The sequence below is a fragment of the Mucilaginibacter sp. AK015 genome, assembly GCF_014200785.1.
GTDB lineage: Bacteria > Bacteroidota > Bacteroidia > Sphingobacteriales > Sphingobacteriaceae > Mucilaginibacter.
Genome location: NZ_JACHCV010000001.1, coordinates 1355646 through 1372788 on the forward strand (window position 1 = coordinate 1355646; position 17143 = coordinate 1372788).

24 protein-coding genes are annotated in these 17143 nt (G+C 51.0%); 17 read left to right on the forward strand and 7 right to left on the reverse strand.

Going from position 1 to position 17143, the window contains the following annotated elements:
- Positions 1-25: 25 nt before the first annotated feature.
- From HDC91_RS05935 to HDC91_RS05980, 10 genes are all read left to right on the forward strand, one after another.
- Positions 26-547 (forward strand): YbhB/YbcL family Raf kinase inhibitor-like protein, encoded by a 522-nt coding sequence (locus HDC91_RS05935; protein WP_183549253.1) that lies wholly within the window; start codon positions 26-28, stop codon positions 545-547.
- Positions 544-1407, forward strand: a complete 864-nt coding sequence (locus HDC91_RS05940) for a ketopantoate reductase family protein (RefSeq protein ID WP_183549255.1) — start codon at positions 544-546, stop codon at positions 1405-1407. Before HDC91_RS05935 ends, HDC91_RS05940 begins: the two co-directional genes overlap by 4 nt.
- Positions 1407-2855, forward strand: a complete 1449-nt coding sequence (locus HDC91_RS05945; RefSeq protein WP_183549257.1) for an amino acid permease — start codon at positions 1407-1409, stop codon at positions 2853-2855. The genes HDC91_RS05940 and HDC91_RS05945 overlap by 1 nt, the downstream gene beginning before the upstream one ends.
- Positions 2852-3409, forward strand: coding sequence for a DUF1572 family protein (locus tag HDC91_RS05950; protein WP_183549259.1), 558 nt, complete (start codon positions 2852-2854; stop codon positions 3407-3409). The genes HDC91_RS05945 and HDC91_RS05950 overlap by 4 nt, the downstream gene beginning before the upstream one ends.
- A 115-nt stretch (positions 3410-3524) precedes the next feature.
- Positions 3525-4328, forward strand: coding sequence for an AraC family transcriptional regulator (locus tag HDC91_RS05955; RefSeq protein WP_183549261.1), 804 nt, complete (start codon positions 3525-3527; stop codon positions 4326-4328).
- A gap of 61 nt (positions 4329-4389) precedes the next feature.
- Positions 4390-5850, forward strand: a complete 1461-nt coding sequence (locus HDC91_RS05960) for an alpha/beta fold hydrolase (protein WP_183549263.1) — start codon at positions 4390-4392, stop codon at positions 5848-5850.
- Between the two features lie 155 nt (positions 5851-6005).
- Entirely contained in the window at positions 6006-6347 is a 342-nt protein-coding gene (locus HDC91_RS05965) for a DUF6249 domain-containing protein (RefSeq protein ID WP_183549265.1), read from the forward strand.
- A gap of 8 nt (positions 6348-6355) precedes the next feature.
- Positions 6356-6895, forward strand: a complete 540-nt coding sequence (locus HDC91_RS05970; protein ID WP_183549267.1) for an RNA polymerase sigma factor — start codon at positions 6356-6358, stop codon at positions 6893-6895.
- A complete protein-coding gene (locus tag HDC91_RS05975) occupies positions 6888-7214 on the forward strand; it encodes a hypothetical protein (protein ID WP_183549269.1) in 327 nt (108 codons plus the stop codon). The genes HDC91_RS05970 and HDC91_RS05975 overlap by 8 nt, the downstream gene beginning before the upstream one ends.
- Complete coding sequence (locus tag HDC91_RS05980; protein ID WP_183549270.1) at positions 7211-8722, forward strand: TlpA disulfide reductase family protein; 1512 nt, start codon at positions 7211-7213, stop codon at positions 8720-8722. The genes HDC91_RS05975 and HDC91_RS05980 overlap by 4 nt, the downstream gene beginning before the upstream one ends.
- A gap of 131 nt (positions 8723-8853) precedes the next feature.
- On the opposite strand, the gene HDC91_RS19965 is transcribed toward HDC91_RS05980, so the two are convergent.
- From HDC91_RS19965 to HDC91_RS06000, 4 genes are all read right to left on the reverse strand, one after another.
- Positions 8854-9045: a DUF305 domain-containing protein gene (locus HDC91_RS19965; RefSeq protein WP_255476687.1), complete on the reverse strand. Its 192-nt coding sequence runs from the start codon at positions 9043-9045 to the stop codon at positions 8854-8856.
- Between the two features lie 227 nt (positions 9046-9272).
- Positions 9273-9653: a YidH family protein gene (locus HDC91_RS05990; protein ID WP_183549271.1), complete on the reverse strand. Its 381-nt coding sequence runs from the start codon at positions 9651-9653 to the stop codon at positions 9273-9275.
- Positions 9640-10062, reverse strand: a complete 423-nt coding sequence (locus HDC91_RS05995) for a DUF1810 domain-containing protein (protein WP_183549272.1) — start codon at positions 10060-10062, stop codon at positions 9640-9642. The genes HDC91_RS05990 and HDC91_RS05995 overlap by 14 nt, the downstream gene beginning before the upstream one ends.
- Before the next feature lie 37 nt (positions 10063-10099).
- Positions 10100-10354: a hypothetical protein gene (locus HDC91_RS06000; protein ID WP_183549274.1), complete on the reverse strand. Its 255-nt coding sequence runs from the start codon at positions 10352-10354 to the stop codon at positions 10100-10102.
- Positions 10355-10392: 38 nt separating this feature from the next.
- Here HDC91_RS06000 and HDC91_RS06005 point away from each other — a divergent pair, with 38 nt between their 5' ends.
- Both HDC91_RS06005 and HDC91_RS06010 read left to right on the forward strand, forming a co-directional pair.
- Complete coding sequence (locus HDC91_RS06005) at positions 10393-11466, forward strand: S1/P1 nuclease (protein WP_183549276.1); 1074 nt, start codon at positions 10393-10395, stop codon at positions 11464-11466.
- Entirely contained in the window at positions 11463-11699 is a 237-nt protein-coding gene (locus HDC91_RS06010) for a hypothetical protein (protein ID WP_183549278.1), read from the forward strand. The genes HDC91_RS06005 and HDC91_RS06010 overlap by 4 nt, the downstream gene beginning before the upstream one ends.
- Here the strand turns inward: HDC91_RS06010 and HDC91_RS06015 are convergent.
- From HDC91_RS06015 to traM, 3 genes are all read right to left on the reverse strand, one after another.
- Positions 11683-12474: a hypothetical protein gene (locus HDC91_RS06015; protein WP_221262117.1), complete on the reverse strand. Its 792-nt coding sequence runs from the start codon at positions 12472-12474 to the stop codon at positions 11683-11685. The two genes, HDC91_RS06010 and HDC91_RS06015, sit on opposite strands and share 17 nt — an antisense overlap.
- Before the next feature lie 108 nt (positions 12475-12582).
- The gene (locus HDC91_RS06020; RefSeq protein ID WP_183549280.1) at positions 12583-13323 is read right to left on the reverse strand and encodes a hypothetical protein; all 741 of its coding nucleotides are present in this window, start codon (positions 13321-13323) and stop codon (positions 12583-12585) included.
- 15 nt (positions 13324-13338) lie between these two features.
- A complete protein-coding gene (gene traM, locus HDC91_RS06025; RefSeq protein ID WP_183549282.1) occupies positions 13339-14166 on the reverse strand; it encodes a conjugative transposon protein TraM in 828 nt (275 codons plus the stop codon).
- On the opposite strand from traM, the gene HDC91_RS06030 reads away from it, so the two are divergent.
- The 5 genes from HDC91_RS06030 (at position 14140) to HDC91_RS06050 (ending at position 17139) form a co-directional block, all read left to right on the forward strand.
- A complete protein-coding gene (locus tag HDC91_RS06030) occupies positions 14140-14502 on the forward strand; it encodes a hypothetical protein (protein WP_183549285.1) in 363 nt (120 codons plus the stop codon). The genes traM and HDC91_RS06030 overlap by 27 nt on opposite strands.
- A gap of 1 nt (position 14503) precedes the next feature.
- Positions 14504-14755 carry a hypothetical protein gene (locus HDC91_RS06035; RefSeq protein WP_183549288.1) on the forward strand — a complete coding sequence of 84 codons (252 nt, stop codon included), beginning with the start codon at positions 14504-14506 and terminating at the stop codon, positions 14753-14755.
- 1 nt (position 14756) lies between these two features.
- Positions 14757-14945, forward strand: coding sequence for a hypothetical protein (locus HDC91_RS06040; protein WP_183549291.1), 189 nt, complete (start codon positions 14757-14759; stop codon positions 14943-14945).
- A 371-nt stretch (positions 14946-15316) separates the two neighbouring features.
- A complete protein-coding gene (locus HDC91_RS06045) occupies positions 15317-16228 on the forward strand; it encodes an NAD(P)H-binding protein (RefSeq protein ID WP_183549294.1) in 912 nt (303 codons plus the stop codon).
- Positions 16225-17139, forward strand: a complete 915-nt coding sequence (locus tag HDC91_RS06050; protein ID WP_183549297.1) for an AraC family transcriptional regulator — start codon at positions 16225-16227, stop codon at positions 17137-17139. The genes HDC91_RS06045 and HDC91_RS06050 overlap by 4 nt, the downstream gene beginning before the upstream one ends.
- Positions 17140-17143: the final 4 nt, after the last annotated feature.

Below are 17143 nucleotides of genomic sequence, written 5' to 3' on the forward strand. Positions count from 1 at the left end.
CGGCCCTGTGCTTCAACTTTGGAGCATGAAAAAGATCCTGTTTCTTACGTTTATATTATGGAGTATGCGGGTATCCGCGCAAACGTTCACTGTAAAGAGCGACGATCTCGGCGGACAATTTACTCAGACCTTTATCGCCGCTAATATGGGTTGCAGCGGTAATAACCAGTCTCCTGAACTGCACTGGACGAATGCACCTGACGGGACCAAAAGTTTCGCGGTGACCATGTATGATCCCGACGCACCTACCGGCAGTGGTTTCTGGCACTGGGTGGTCGTGGATATTCCGGTAACGGCCTCTCAGCTCAAACGCGGAATGATCCCGCCCGGCAGTTTAACCAGCGCCAACGATACAGGCGCCCCGGGTTATCAGGGCCCTTGTCCGCCCGAAGGTGATGCACCGCATCGTTATATCATTACCGTTTATGCCCTGAACACGGAAAAATTAGGTACGACGGCAAAGGCAACAGCCGCCCTGACCGGCTTTCTACTGAACAAGGCGGCCATAGCCAAAGCATCGCTCATCGTTTACAGTAAAAGATCATGATCTATATTATTGGTGCCGGTGCGATCGGCCAGGCGCTGGCCGTGATGCTCCATTATGCCGGAAAAGAGGTGATGCTTATTCGCAGGACCCCGGCGCGGAGCCTGCCCATTACCGTACAGCTGCCAGCTGAAAACCTGGAGGCCAACATACTTGTTGGCACGCTTGCCGACATCGGTCATGGGCCGGTACTGATCACCGCGAAATCTTTTGCCAACGCGGCGATCGCTGTCAAATTAAGGGATGTAAAAGCGCCGGTGGTGCTGCTGCAAAACGGACTTGGGATCGAGGCGCCTTTTTCCAACCAGTCACTTTACCGCTGTGTGCTGCTGGTTACCAGCCAGTTTGACGGTGAGGGCGTTGTCCGGTTCAAGCCGGTAAGCGCCTGTCCGGTTGGAACCATACGGGGCAACCAGCTGGATGAACTTGTAAAAACATTGGATAACCCTTGGTTCCGTTTCGAAGCGGTCAGCGATATTCATCCCTTGGTCTGGAAAAAAGCCATCGTCAATTGTGTGTTCAATTCAGTCTGCCCCTTGCTGGAAACGGATAACGGGATCTTTCACCGCAATGCGCAGGCATTGGCCATCGCCCGCCGTATGATTGATGAATGTGCCGCGGTCGCAGCCGCACAGGGTTTTAGCTTAACCGTTCAGGAGATCGAAGACAGTCTATTACATATCAGTCGCCTGTCCGATGGACAATTCATCTCCACCTTACAGGATATCCGTGAAGGCAGACCTACGGAGATCGACACCCTGAATGCCGAGATCGTGCGCCTGGCCGGTAAGCTGCCGGTAAGCGAAACACGCCTGCTTGGTGAACTGACCGCTATAAAATCAAAACTAAACCTCACCACCTGATGTCCATCTGGAAAAAGAAATCTATTGAAAGCCTGCTTAAAAACGGCGAAGGTCTGCCGCGAACACTGACCGTCTGGTCACTGATCGGCCTGGGCATCGGCGCAGTCATCGGGTCAGGCCTGTTTGTCAGCACCGCAACGGCTATTGCCGACGACGCCGGTGCGTCGGTAACCATTGCTTTTGTGATCGCAGCGCTGGGTTGTGCGCTCAGCGGGTTTTGCTATGCCGAGCTTGCGTCGGCCATTCCGGTTTCCGGCAGCGCCTATACCTATACGTACGCCACGATGGGCGAACTACTCGCCTGGATCATCGGCTGGGACCTGATCCTGGAATATGCCGTAGGTGCCGCCACCGTCGCCATCTCCTGGAGCCAGTACCTCAATCATTTGCTGGGCAATATCCTGCACTGGCGGACGGTATCTTTTGCGTGGTCACATTCGCCCTTTCAGGTCTCGGCGGCAGGTGAACAGGGCATACTGAACGTGCCGGCCCTGGTCATCATTGCGCTCATGAGCTTGCTGCTGATCAAAGGCACCCGCGAATCGGCCTGGGTCAACAATACTATAGTGATCGTCAAGGTCAGTATCGTTATCCTGATCATCACCACCGGCTGGGGCTTCATGCAAAGCAGGAACCATACCCCCTATATACCAGCTGCGGGTACCTATGTGGACGAACAAGGACTGTCCCACGCCTTTGGAGGCCTGGGCGGTATTTTAGCTGCGGCAGGCACTGTCTTCTTTGCCTTTATCGGCTTTGATGCCGTGAGCACCACGGCACAGGAAACGATCAACCCGAAACGCACCTTACCCATCGGTATCTTAGGTACGCTGGCCTGTTGCACCGTGCTTTATATCCTGTTCGGCCATGTCTTATCCGGCCTGGCTTCCGTCGATGATTTCAGAAGCCGTGGGCGGGAAGCCTCCGTTGCTTTTGCCATCCACCAGGCTATGCCGGGTTACGGCTGGCTGGCCCAACTGGTGACGGTGGCTTTACTTGCCGGTTTCTCATCGGTGATCCTGGCCATGCTGCTGGGGCAATCCAGGGTATTTTACGCGATGGGCAAAGATGGCTTATTACCTTCCGCCTTTGCACAACTGCATCCGCGTTTCAAAACCCCTTACAAAGCCAACCTGGTGATCATGGTGCTGGTCGGCTTGTTCGCGGCTTTTGTACCCGGCGGCGTGGTCGGTCACATGAGCAGCATCGGCACGTTGTTCGCCTTTATCCTGGTCAATGTGTCCGTGATCATCCTGCGCAAAAAGCAACCTGACCTGGAACGGCAGTTCCGTGCGCCTTGGGTGCCGGTGGTACCGATCCTAGGTATGGCCTTTTGCGGCGCCATGATCTACGGATTGGGTTGGGCCAACTGGCTGCGTCTCTTGATCTGGTTGGCTATCGGACTGGTTATTTATTTTAGTTACGGACGAAAGAACAGCGGCTTATGAACTACCTGGACAGCGTCATCAAACAAGTTGAATACTATAAATTATTGGGCGAACGAACCTTTGCGCAGGTCTCGGATGAGCAGTTATGCTGGCAGTACAATGCCGACAGCAACAGCATTGCCACCATCGTCAAGCATCTCGCCGGCAATATGCTTAGCCGCTGGACCGATTTCCTGACGAGCGATGGCGAAAAGGAAAGCCGCGACCGGGAAGCCGAATTTGATAACGACATGGTGTCCAGGGAAGCCATGCTCCAACTTTGGGAAACCGGTTGGAAAACATTGTTAGACACTTTACGGTCGCTGACAGAAGCTGATCTTGGCAAGATCATCTATATCCGGAACCAAGGGCATACCGTGCTGGAAGCCATCAACCGGCAACTGGCGCATTATCCCTACCATATCGGTCAAATCGTTTATATTGGAAAAATGGTTGCTGTCGATTGGCGATCGCTGTCCATTCCGCGGGGCCAGTCGGATGATTATAACAGGGAAAAATTCGGGCAGGATAAACATCGGGCGCATTTTACCGATGAAATACTAAAAAACGATTAAAGCTAAGAACATGCATGCTTCACTGTAAGCATATATATAATAAATTTGCTTTCCGCCTATCAATTTTTCGTAACCATTTCATTTAATAGTCGTCTTATCGATATTGCGCCTCGCTATGATCGAAATATTTCAGAACATCCGGGAGATCTATGATTTCACCGCTCCCTGCGGTGAATTGCTGCCATATGTGGAGTTCTTTTCGGAATCGTCGGCGGACAAATGTGAACAATACTTTGATCAGGGACATGCGAGCGTGACCATGTTTGAAAGCTGGACGCCGACATTTTATATCAACCTCACCGGCGGCTACCTGATCGATGTGGGTGATCACCGTTATACCATTAAAAACGAACAGGATATCCTGATCCTCCGCAACGGCCTGGTGAGGCGGCATAACCGGCCGGAAGACCGCATCTTTACCGTTAAATTCTACCCGGGAGGGTTAGAAGCGGTATTGGGTCTCAACCAGGTGTGGATGGCAGACCGGGTCATCAGCCTTGACCGCATCTTGCCCCGCGAATTGCTAAGTCGGATCAAAAGGGCCTCCTCCTTCAGGGAACGTGTTGCTGCCATGGAAACCTTTTTGCTAGGGTCAATGCAGCGTACGACAGCGGATCATTATGCATCCATGGTCAGGGATGCTATCGGTGAATATACGGCTTCCGGTATGCAGTTGAATACTTCCGAGGTCGCTGAACGACTCTTCATTACTTCTAAAAGTATCAATCGTTATTTCAACCGGGTGGTCGGCATTGCGCCGAAAAGCTACTTCTCGGTACTGCGGGCGAGAACTGCACTGACCGCCATGGTTGCTGACAGGAATAATTTCCGGCCCTGGACCTATGGCTATTATGATCCGGCGCATTTTTACAAGGACGTTTTCAAATTCACCGGGCGGAAGATCAGCCAGGTGTTCTGACGGCTGCCGATTGTCCGATTTTTACTTTATGGGGTTATAGTATCCCGGTTATTTTGTAGCTATGAAACGCAACAGATTTTCCTTCATATTTTTCTTTTTATGGTTAGCCGGCTGGCTTGGACCAGGGGCTCAAACGTTATTTGCCCAAAAATATACTGTCCGTATCGAACCTTATCCCAAACTCGTCAAAGCGGACCCAAAGCTGATCTTAAAAACGGGCTACCTGGTGGTACCTGAAAACAGAAGCAAACCCAACGGTCGTAAGGTCAAACTGCCATTTTTCTTTGTTCGTCGTCCCGATCAGGATGCGCACAAAAATGTTTCCTTATACATGACCGGCGGTCCGGGTTACAGTACGACGGCTGGCATAGACAGTATTAGTTATAACTCAGGCTTCCTGCGCTATGGCGGCTTTATCGCCTTTGACCAGCGGGGTACCAAACGGGCGATACCCAACCTGGAAGCGGATGAGGTCTATGACGCGATCAAGCAAAGCTATCGGGAAAATGCCGACAAAGATAGCCTGGTGCTGCTGGCGGTAAAGCGGTCACGCGACAAGCTGATCGCCCAGGGCATTGATCTTTCGGCTTATAATACCGCAGAAAGCGTGGAAGACATCAACGACCTGCGGCTGGCGCTGGGTCTGGACTCCCTGAACCTGGTGGGCATATCCTACAGCGGTGGCCTGATGCTGTCGGTAGCGCAGCTCCATCCGGAGACAGTTCGCTTGCTGCTGCTGAATTCACCCTTGCCGGCCTTTGTGACTTATGAAGAAAGCGCACTGAACAATATCAACGAGGCGCTGGACCAGGTGTTCGCCAATTGCGCGGCGGATTCGTCTGCGGCGTACACGAATCTGAAGAACCGCTTTCAACGTTACTTTACCGACCTCGGCAGCCGGCGGTTTCTTATCAGGTACCAGGAAAAGAAAGGCATGGACAGCCTCACTGTTCGGTACGGCAAACAGGAATTACTGGACGCGATCATTAACCGGCTGAATACGGCGCAAGTAAAATCGGTGCCTTTTGTTATTTCAGAAATCATTGCCGGAAAAGGTGGACCCTATGTGCGCGAAGTTTTGGACGGCTATTTCGCCGGGAACCCTTCCGTGAGCCTCGGGATGCGTTATTCGGTGTATTGCAGCGGGCAGATCGCCTTTGCGGATATATCAGTCATTGCCGCGCAGGAGAAACGTTTTCCCTGGCTGGCCGGTTATGTCTTCAACAACGTGGACCATCCGATCTGCGACTGCTGGAAGGTCCGTCCGGTACCGGAGGCCATACACTTACCGGGACGTTCCGCTGTGCCCGCGCTGATCTCGGCGGGTGACGTGGATCCCTGGTGCCGTCCCTCCTATAACCGGCTGATCAAACGGGTTTTGCCGAATGCGCAGCTGCTGATCCTGCATGATAGAGGGCATGGCGCGGGTTATTCGGCCGGCGGCGTGAACTATTCAGATAGCTTTATGAACGCGCCAATGCAGCCAATTAAGGCTTCGGGCAGTGGTGTGGTGATCGAATAGGCAAACGGTTTTATTCTTGATTAAAGTAGCGCAGGGTTTCCAAACTGCGCTATTCCTATTGGTTGGTTTTAACCTTTGACCAGCTTCTAATTAAAAGTATTTGTAACCTTTCCTTTCAGGTGGTAATCCAATAGGCAGAAAGCACATTAAACGACATGGAAAATATCCAAATCTTCGGGCTGCTGGCGCTGGCCTGCTGTTTATTCATCTTCCTGGCCTGGTATTTCTCGCACAAGGCGCGGCACAAGGAACGCCTGCTGATGATCGAAAAAGGCATGGACCCGGACGCGCATAGCCGCGGCGAATCGGGCATGCAGAAGGCGCTGCTCAAGCTGGGCATCGTGGTGATCGGGCTAAGCGCTGGCGTGGCCATCATCGGTATCCTGGTGCAGTTCAATGCCCTTGGCCGCTCGAATGCGATCCCGACAAGCATCCTGGGGCTTTGCGGTGGCGCGGGGCTGATCCTGGCAAACCGATTAACGCAAAACAAAGACTGAACCGTTAAATGGACGAGGTCTACATAGGCAAAATACTGGAAGGTGACACGGAAGCTTTCCGCTATTTCCTGCGGAAATACCAGGATATGGCTTTTTCCCTGGCCATGTCTGTCTTAAAAGACGAGTTTGCCGCCGAAGAGGCGGTTCAGGATGCTTTTATGAAGTCCTTTGGCGCACTGGCGTCTTTCTCCAATCACTCGAGTTTTAAGACCTGGTTCTACCGCATTGTGCTCAACGAAGCTTTTTTGCGAAGGAAGCGGCAGCAAAAGGACTTTCTGGAGTTCTGCAGGGATTATGACGAGGAGCTCGCGGACGAGGATTTGCTGGATTCCAAATCATTGGAGGAAAAGACCTTGCTAATCAACGAAGCGCTTAAACGACTGCCCGACCGGGAGGCGGTGGTGCTGCGGCTATTCTACCTGGAAGAGGAGTCCATCAGATCGGTCAGCGAAATTACGGGTTGGACCGAAGCCAATATTAAAGTGATCCTTCATCGCGCCAGCAAGAACATGCTGGGCGTGATCAATAAAATGATGAAACATGAATGAACAAAAGTTAAAAGAGCTGATGGCCCTGAGCAGGCTTCAATTGCCGTTCAGCGACTTCGAAGAACGCATGATGCTGCGTGTTCAGCAAGAGCAACAGGTTAAGCGGGCGGCAGAACGTTACCGGAAAACATCCTGGCTCTTCTTTGTGCTGGGTGCCGTATTAGGTGGGATGGCGACGGTTCTTATCGGTGCCTTACCGGGCTTTAGCAATGAAGCGCTGCTGCTCGCATCCCGTCTCATTTACGTGGCGTTTTTGCTGATCGCGCTGAATTATTTACTATCTGGCCCGCCGTTGCGGCTACTAAAATCTTCCTTATGAGAATACTTATCCCATTGATGGGTTGCCTGTTCGCGCAAACGGTTTTCGCGCAGCGCTTGACCCTGACCGGCACCACTAAAAGAGGCACCACTGTTGAACTGAACGAAACTTACGATGGCAATTACTGGAAAAAGCAGGCCGTTTTGCTTCAGGCAGATGGTGCCGGACATTTTAAAAAGTACCTCATAGGTACCTCACCGAAATGGGTTTGGATCGGCGACGAAGCCAATCGGAAATGGGTCTTGTTGAGCCCGGGGAGACCGCTGCAATTAAGTTTGAGGCAAGGCGATATATCGTTCTCCGGCACGGCTGCTAGAGAGAATCAATTGATCGCTAAGCTGGGATTGGAAAGTGTGCAGCATTTGACTTTTGTCAAGGAACTGGCGCATCAGCCCTCTTATGCGACTGCTTCGGTCGATTCGTTCTTACGATACAAGCTTCCCTTGATCTTAAAAAGCCTGGATTCTACACGCAAGGTTGTTAGGCATGCCGGCTTACCGAAAACCGTTACGCAAACGATCTTATCAGAGGTCAACTGCTATTATGCCTGCGGCATGACGGGCGATCTGGTCTACTGGCTCAACCAGGGAAAGAACCGCAGGGACTTCCACCTGCGCTTTATTGACACCTTGCAGGCTCATTTTCCGGTACCTTCCGCTGCTGAGCTGGCCTTAAGCCCGGCGGCCAACCTTTACCTGGAGCGGCTGTTCCGGCTGCGTGTATGGAAGTTGATTTATACTTACCAAAGCGATCCGGATAAGCGGCATGCAGACAGCGTATTTTTTAAGGCGACAGGACTTCGCTTCGAAGCGCTCAAAAAGGAGGTTATCGAAAAAGGTAACGAAATGCTGGTGTTTAGCACCCGTCTGAAAGCATTGCTGCCGGGCTATGCCTGGGAAAAGTGGCTGAACAATGCGCTGTTTGGTGCTTCGATGTCGGGCCGGCTGCAGGACAGCGGCTGGCTGCTGCAATTCATTCAGCGGAACACCAGGGACAGTAACTTGGTGGCGCAGGCGGTAGCGATGTATGCACCGCTGAAAAAAGCGCGGGACAAGTATGCCGCCAATTTAAATATCCGGATCCGGCCGGATTATCGGCAGGTAAACTCGGTGGAGTCGCTGTTGGCGCCCTATAAAGGCAAAGTGGTATTTATTGATCTATGGGGTACCTGGTGCCCGCATTGTATCGAGGATATGGCCTATGAACCGTCGCTTAAAAAGCGGCTGGAAGGTAAAGATGTGGTGTTTTTATATGTGGCACAGGATGAGGACCGGGATGATGAAAAATGGCGCGACTTTATCTTTGTGAACAATGTGGTTGGTGAGCACGTACGCAAAAGCGCAGATGAGATCGGCATGTTGTGGAACGCTTTGGGTATCGCCGAAAAAGACTGGGCCTATCCGCATTACCTGATCGCTGACCGGTCGGGTAAGATCGTGGTGAAATCGGCGGAACGCCCCGGAGAAGGCGACGGTTTATATCAGCAACTGACGGAAGCCTTACGGTAAGGCCCGTTGTCAGAGATCAACATTCGCAACAAAAGTATTAGCGGCGAGCCGAATGCATTTTGTTGAAATAATAGAATGAAAGTCCTCGCCCTCAGTTCATTATTTTTGCTGTAAACTATCGATCAGCGCCTTCATTTCTTTGATCTCCTTTCCTGGGCAGCGATGATACCATCGGCCAGCTTACGTACGCGGGGATCAGTGATGTGGGCGTTCTCGCTCGTCATGATCGCGATCGAATGGTGCGGAATCATACCTTTCATATACTGCACATCGCTGATGCCAACCTGCCGGTGCACACCGATGAAAGCGCCGGCAAAGAGCATAATACTCACTGCGATGATCGTCATTGTTGTCGTACATCATAGGCATACGCAGGATCATCAAAACCGCCATCGCGCAGATCATCAGCAGGGTCATATAAGCCCGCGTCATATTGATATAGACATGATCCGGCTCGTTGACATTCAGGAACATGATCGCGTACATCAGGATAAAGGATAGCACAAGGGTTATACCCAGCTTTTGATAATTTTTCGGGTCTTTCATAGGACTACAAATTGGGTAACAAATAATACAACAAAAGCAGGCTGGCGCCGATGACGCCGGCGGTCAGCACAAGCAGCAAGCGGGACTGCGGGTAAAAGGCCTGGTCCAGCAATTGCTTTTCGATACGCTTATACCGTAAATAACCGATCATCGCGGTCAGCGCGCCAACGGCGACAAGCGCCATACCGATAATCCCCGAAAAGCCATGAGCCGGTGTGATCACTTTAGCGCCTACCGCCAGGGAAAGCTGGCGGACAAACAAGGAGAACTTGACGACCACAAAGCCAAAGCCCATCAGGGCGATACTTGTCCTGATCCAGGCCAGGAAGGTCCGCTCATTGGCCAGATGATCGCTGGCCCCGGCTTTTGGTTTATGCTCTTCCATCTTTTAAAAGGCTTAGTGTCCGTTCATCTCTTTTGCCCTGGTAAAATTTATCCAACACCCGGCTGAAAACCGGAAAGGTCGCCGGAACCGCGTCGAACAGGGTCATGGAGGACCTGAGCTTCAGGTCGTCCGGCGAGCCGAAAACTTCATTCGCGTTACTAGTTTCCAGCTTCAGCAGTTCTTCGCAGATCTTCACCAGGCGGCTGCCAAGCGTCTGGTCCAACAGGTAAGCGGTCGCTTCTTGTATATCCTTGATCGCATAGTGGCGCGACGTTTCCGTCATGCCGAGCCCGGCGAGCTGCGGGAAAATATACCACATCCAGTGGCTGCGCTTTCGTCCGCTTTGAATTTCCTGATAAGCGGTCTCAAAGTCCCGCTCCTGAGCTTCTCTAAATCTTTCTAATCCCATACACGCATAGCTCTCTTTAATAAGAAGTTAACATTTTTTACGCCGGGTAGTTTTCGGCAAGCGGTTTTCCTACGCTGGTAATGCTTATTTTTGGCGGATGACGCTGTACGAGTTCCATGTACTCAACGAGACCCAAAAGGCGGAAGCTGTCTGGCACGGTACGTTTCTCGCCGACCGCGAGGATGCCGGTTTGCGGATACAGCTGTATTCGCTCGGCAGCTTTTATGTAGAGGTCTTTTATGATCCTTTGACGAATAAGATCTCGGACTTCCGGGCGTTTACTTCCAATCATTTATTGGTGCCTTACCTGGCACAGATCAGATTTAATCAATGAAAAAATACTTAATGAGTGCGCTGGCCCTGAGCGGTGCTTTATGTTTGATTTCCTGGGGTTTTAAAGGCCACCGGGCAGTGGCGACCATTGCCCAAAAGCATTTGATGAGTAATACCGCTTATGTGGTTTCGGCTTATTTGGGTGGGGAAAGTATGGCCGAGGTGAGTACTTGGGCAGATGAAAACCGGAACCCGCGGACGGCACCCTGGCATTTTTTGAACCTGCCCTTGGGTTTGAACCATGAGCAGTTCGTGCAGCTTGTTTCGCAGAGCGACGGGAATGTCTATACGGCAATTTTAAAAGCTGAGGCGCAGCTGAAGGACAAAAGCTTAAGCGCCGAGCAAAAAAAGGAAGCGCTGAAATACCTGATCCATCTGGTGGGTGATGCGCATCAGCCGATGCATATCAGCCGTAAGGCAGACAAAGGCGGTAATACGATCCAGCTGCGTTTTGATGATAAGGGAACGAACCTGCATAGCTTATGGGATAGTAAGCTGATCGACCATGAAAGCAGCGCGGATATGGCGAAGGATTACGATTTGGCTACAGCTGCAGAGATCAAAAAGTGGCAAAGTGACAGCCCCTTGGAATGGATCTGGGAAAGTTATCAGATCAGTAGTGAATTATATGCGGGTATTAAACCGGGTCAAAAGATCGACGAGGCTTATTACCAAAAATATATTCCGGTGATCCGGAAGCGGATCGATCAGGCGGGTATTCGTTTAGCGGGTGAATTGAATAAGCTGTTGGGTAACGAAACCGCGCCGGTAATGACGGTACCTTCGGCTGGCGGTAGCCTGGTCAAACTGGAAGACGTCGGGAATGCGATCGGCAAGAACGTTACGGTACAAGGTAAGATCTATAGTGTGAAAGACATTGGTAGCATGGTGCTGGCTAATATGGGAGCCCCTTATCCCAACCAGCTCCTGACACTGGCCTTCAAAGGTGAAGCGAAGGCAGCAGCTGCCGCCCTGGAAGGCAAGACCATTTCCATTAGCGGTCAAGTGATCGATTATAAAGGGAAGCCGGAGATCATTGTAACCAGTTTAGACCAACTGAAAGTACCATGAACGAACCGTTTATCCTGGAGATCACCTATCAAAATAAGCCGCTGGCGTTCCCGGCGGCTTTCCAGCGTTATGGTTACACGTACCGGATCGCCGTATCCATTGCTGATGTGCCTTACGTGTTCGAGCCGGATGAAGAAGGCCGATACCGTGTATTGGGCAGCGGCGACGCAGATGCTGGTTTATTAAGGACGATCGCTGAGAAGCTGGAAGCCTTGGCTAGAACACGGTCTTAATGACCTTGTCCACCCCGTTGATCAGATCCGCTACTTCGGCGGGCTCGGGTTCCCGTTTCTTGCCCGTCACGCAAAGCTGGTACAGTTCACCGAGCAGACCGATATGGCGATAAGCGGGAAAGTCGATCAGCTCCTGTTTCTTGAGCGCATCGTTCAGGTCGGCGATGCCCCGGCGGCTGATCTTTAGCTGGTGCCGTGCGCAAACTTGTTCCAGGTGCTTTTCGAGTGTCAGCCCGGCAATGGCACCGGCGGCACGGTAATGTTTATGCTTCGCCAGCAGCGCAGCTTTTTCAAGTTCGGCATCGAGCAGTGTAGACTGGATCTCCCGGCGAATGTCCAGCAATGAGCTGTCCAGGGTCTGCAGGATCGCACACAGGAGCTGGAATTGCTGCTCAAAGGCGGGAATAGCAGCGTCCGGGCCGGCAACGACCTTTTTGTCAAAACCGGTGGTGATGACCGTATCGTTCAGGTAGTCTTCGATCACATAATTGTCTTTAGTGATCTCTTTACGATTTTTGGGTTTCTCATACAAACGCACAAAGTCTGTATACCGTAAGGGTAATAGCACTTTCACGACCGCTAAAGCTTCACTATACCAAGGCTGGTAAGCTGCCTTGAATTGCGGTAAACTTTTCTTGAATTCCTGGTAATCCTTTTTCAGGACCTGCGTAAAATGGGTTTCCATCTGAGCCGGGAACTGTTCGTCACGCATGGCGTTCAGCAAGGCCACCCCTTGAGTATGCAGTCGTTTGATTTGGGCTTTCAGGTCGTTCATAGGCCGGCAAAAATAATAAAAGTCCCCAAAACACTCGCTGCCGGGGACTTTCAACCTAAACCTTATCACAATGCGGGCGATGCCCGCGTTTGCGGTAAATTTAATCAATTATACTTTCATTTTAGCGCCTTTGCGCTGCTTTTTTGCCGGCGCATCCTCCTGTTGCTGCGCATTTTGCTGTTTAACTTCGGGCTTTTTGTAGTGTTCCAGTTGCTGGGCTTCGCCCTTCCAATTGGTTAAATTCACGCGGTGTTCGGCCGGGTTGGCTTCCAGGAACAGCTTAACTTCTTTGCCATCCTTCATGGCGGTAACTTGGTGGCGGTTGCCTTTTTCTAAAGACTTCATCAGCTTTTCACGCGCACCTGCTTCGTTGATGCCAACAATGTCCAGTTTATCGATGGCGCGCTCAGGTTTGTAGTTCCAGCCATCGGTAAAGGGGCGCAGTTTGAAGTTGCCGTTCTCGGCCTTGTTTTCCTTATCGATCACGATCCAGGCGTTATACTTTTCCCCTTCGAGGTTTTCTAACTGTTTGTGCACCGCACGCCCTTCCATCAAATTGTAAGCTTCTTTGGCGGTGATGCCGCTGCCTTTATTGAGGTAAAAAGTTTGGGCCATGTCCTTCCCTTGCAGGCTGGCGTCATACTTGTTGAAGAAATACATTTCGTCCTTGTCACCGGCTTTGTAATGCAGGGTATAATCAACAGGCTGTTTGTTGTACTCCTGGGTGGTTTGCAGCGTAAATTCTTTCGGTGCTGCCTGAAGCTTTTTTTCCAGGTCCGCGTTCATCCCTTCACCGAACCCCAGGTTCAGCAACTGTTTTTGCAGGTAACTTAAATTTTGTGTGTTCATACGACTTGTTTTTATTTAACGATTGATCTTTAAGAGTACGGGGTACTCGTTCTGTAATTTCACTTTGATCTTTTTGATCTTCTTGCTGAACAGCCCTTTGGCCGCATTGATCCCGCCGGCTGCGGCTTGCGCGCCGAGGCTTTGGTCCATGCTGAGGAACTGCATGCTTTGCAGGGCATTGTCGGCGCCACTGCCGGCTGCACCGCTCAGTTCCGCTTCGGGCGCCGGGATGCCGGGCATGCCATCTAAACTGAATACCGTGAGGCTGACGGGGATGATCTGGTTGGCGAGCCGGATGTTCTGGATGGTCAACAATAAACGTTGGTTGGTGACCTGACAGACGCCGTAGAGTTCCTGCCCTTTAGCCAGCAATTGATTTTTTAGCGTTACGGTATCGGTCAGTTTTAACTTGACCGCGCCGCCATCCTTCACTTTTTGCTTGCCGTCGATAATGGCCGGGATGGCGCGGAACGGTTTGGCAGGTTCGGTTGTTTCTGTTTTAGGTTGTACCGACCCGGGATTTTGAATGGCCTGTATCTTATCTAGCATCTTATTTAGCTGCTGCATTTCCGGGTCGGGCTGGTTTGCGCCAGCATTCATATTGCGCATCATTTTTTTCAGCTGTTTAACCTGTTGCGGATCGGGCTCGTCATAAGTTACCGGCTGCCGTGTCTCCTGCGGTTGGTTGAGCTGCCTGTTTAACTGCGCCAGTTTGGCTTGTATCTTTTGGGATTGGTCGTCCGGCGTAGCTACGGAATCTTTGCCAAGGCCCATGGACCTCAGGAACGCCGGGCTTACGCCGTCCTGGGTAGAATCATGCTGCGCCGCCTGGTAAACAGCCATTTTATCCATTTTTTCTTTGTCCTTAAATTGCGCTTCCGGCAGGTCGGTGTCCAAACCGCGGTTATCAGCGAATTGCTGATTGTCGGGCTTGCCACCGCCAATGGCCCAAAAGGCCAAATGTTCGGGGTGGATTTTTGGTTTGAACTGGCCGGGGAAGTACAGCGGGTGATGGCCAAATATTCCAAAGACCTGTACAAAAGTTCGGCGGTTTTTTCCGACCAATTATTCGGTGGTTATGTAGCCATCTTTACCGCACACGCTTTAACGCAATATGTCGCCTTGGGGCGAAACACCGACCCGAAATTCAAACCCGCTGTTGACCTGTTCTTCGGTTAAAATGAAAGCGCACCAAAATGATATCATCCCCTGCGGAATAGGCTTACTCGCTATCTGCCTGTTTATCCGCTACTGGGTGGGTAAACGCAGGTTTAACCGCAGGGGAATTGGTGGACTGCAACATTTCAGCACCTACCGCAAGGCGGTAGCCACCACTTTCGGAGAAACACTTTTATTGATTATTGCCAACCTCTGCGGTTTAGCAGGCTTGTTTTTACTCGCTATCGCAGGGTTTGACCATCTTAAATTTTAACATGATGAAAATAACCGATTTGAATGGGGTTGAGTTGGAGGTAGATGATCTGCAATTGGCCATCATGCAAGCTGATGATTACCGGCATTTTGAACACTTTAACCCTGACCTGATCGACTTGGCCAAACAGCGCCGAGCCTATTGGGAAGATATTTACCAAAAGCTGCTCCAGCTTCGGGCGCAATCCTAAATTGACCGGCGGCTACGCTTTGCGTAGCCCATTTTCGCGCCCTGTTGGGAAAACAGGGCGCGCTTTTGTCAGTAATTGCCGGAAGGAATATTCGGCATCTCTGCTGACGGAATTAGTTGAAGCGTCTTTTAATTGGCTATCGTTACAAATTATCAAGATCACAGGCGACATAATAACTTGGCATCAGCGGCCGGAATCCAGTGTTGCTGCGAAGCTCGGAAATTCCTGAACACCCTGGAAAGGATCTCCGAGAGGACTAACTGCGTCATTAAGGTATCTGCATTTCGTCCTTTGGGCTACGTGTTCCTGTTATTCGGCTAATTTTTAAAAAGCCATCCTACTCATTTTTGCATCAACAAAATTGAACAACTATGAAAATTATCTTAACAGGTTCTTTAGGCAACATTGGAAAACTACTTGCGCCGCAGCTTATTGCACGTGGACATGAGCTGACCATCATCAGCAGTAATCCTGAACGCCGTTCTGACATTGAAGCTATGGGTGCCCAAGCAGCGATCGGCAAGATGCAGGATGTTAATTTTTTGACTGAAACTTTTAAAGGAGCCGACCTGGTCTATCTGATGGAGACGATGGAATCGGTGGGCGATATGTTCGACCCCGATGTTGACTTTATTGCCGGCATCACGGCCATCGGCCGGAACTATCAAACGGCCGTGCAGCTTAGCGGCGTGAAGAAGGTCATTCATTTAAGCAGCATCGGCGCGCATATGGATAAGGGTAATGGCATCCTGTTGTTTCACTACGAGGTGGAGCAGCTCTTGCGGCAATTACCAGCGGATATCGCCATCAAGTTTATCCGTCCGGTCGGTTTTTACCTCAATCTCTTTTCGTTTATCCCTTCGATCAAAAAACACGGTAAGATCATTTCCAATTATGGCGGCGACCAGAAAGAACCCTGGGTGTCACCGGTGGACATTGCTGAGGTGATCGCGGAGGAAGTAGACCTGCCTTTTAACGGCCGGGCCGTGCGCTATGTGGCCAGCGATGAAGTATCGCCTAATGAAGTGGCCGCCGCGCTGGGCCACGCGATCGGTCAACCGGACCTGCAATGGACCGTGATACCTGATGAAGAGCTATTGAATAACTGGCTGAAGATAGGTTTCAATCCCCAGGTCGCCCGTGGTTTCGTAGAACTGCAAGCCAGCCAGGGCAGCGGCAACCTTTACGAGGACTATGCAGCGCACCGCCCTGTGCTCGGAAAAGTAAAATTAGCGGATTTTGCCAAAGAATTTGCCGAAGTTTACCGTTCGGAACAAGGATGAACAAGATCGAACACATCAGGACACTCAGTGAATTTCACCGCACACGGCGGCTGGAACCACCTGCGCATCCCTTGATCAGCGTGGTCGATTATGCCAAAGTGGATATCTTACCGGAACTGCGCGAGCGGAGCTGGCGCTTTGACTTTTATTTCATTTCCCTTAAAAGAAACCTGTGTGGAAAGATCAAATACGGGCAGCAATCGTATGATTTCGATGAAGGCGTAATGTTCTTTATCGGCCCCGGTCAGGTCTTTCGTATCGATCGTGAACCCAACCCGCTACTGGAAAGGTCAGGCTGGATGTTGCTGATCCATCCTGATTTTTTCTGGAATACGGCTTTGGCAAATGCTATTAAACGTTACGGGTATTTTGAGTATGCCATTAATGAAGCCTTATTTGTTTCGCAAAAAGAGGAACAGACACTGGAAGCTATCCTGGAAAATATCCGTTCAGAATACCAGGGCAACCTGGACGCTTACAGCCAGCAGATCATCATTTCGCAGATCGAAACCTTGCTGAATTACTGCGAGCGTTTTTATAACCGCCAATTCCTGACCCGGAAGAAAACCAGTCATCAGGTACTGGAAAAACTGGAGCGGTTGCTTACTGAATATTTTAACCAGGACGACCTCATTCATAAAGGCCTGCCGACGGTTGGGTACCTGGCTGAACAATTGCATCTTTCTCCTAAGTACCTGAGCAGTCTGTTGCGCAGTGTTACGGGATTAAGCGCGCAGCAACATATCCATCAACAGGTGATCGAAAGGGCTAAAGTACAACTTAGCAAGCCGGAATTGTCTATAGCCGAGATCGCCTATGGCCTGGGATTCGGCCATCCGCAATCTTTCAGTAAGTTTTTCAAACGTGAGACCCAATCGTCACCTTTGGCATTCCGGCGGGCATTTAACTGATCTG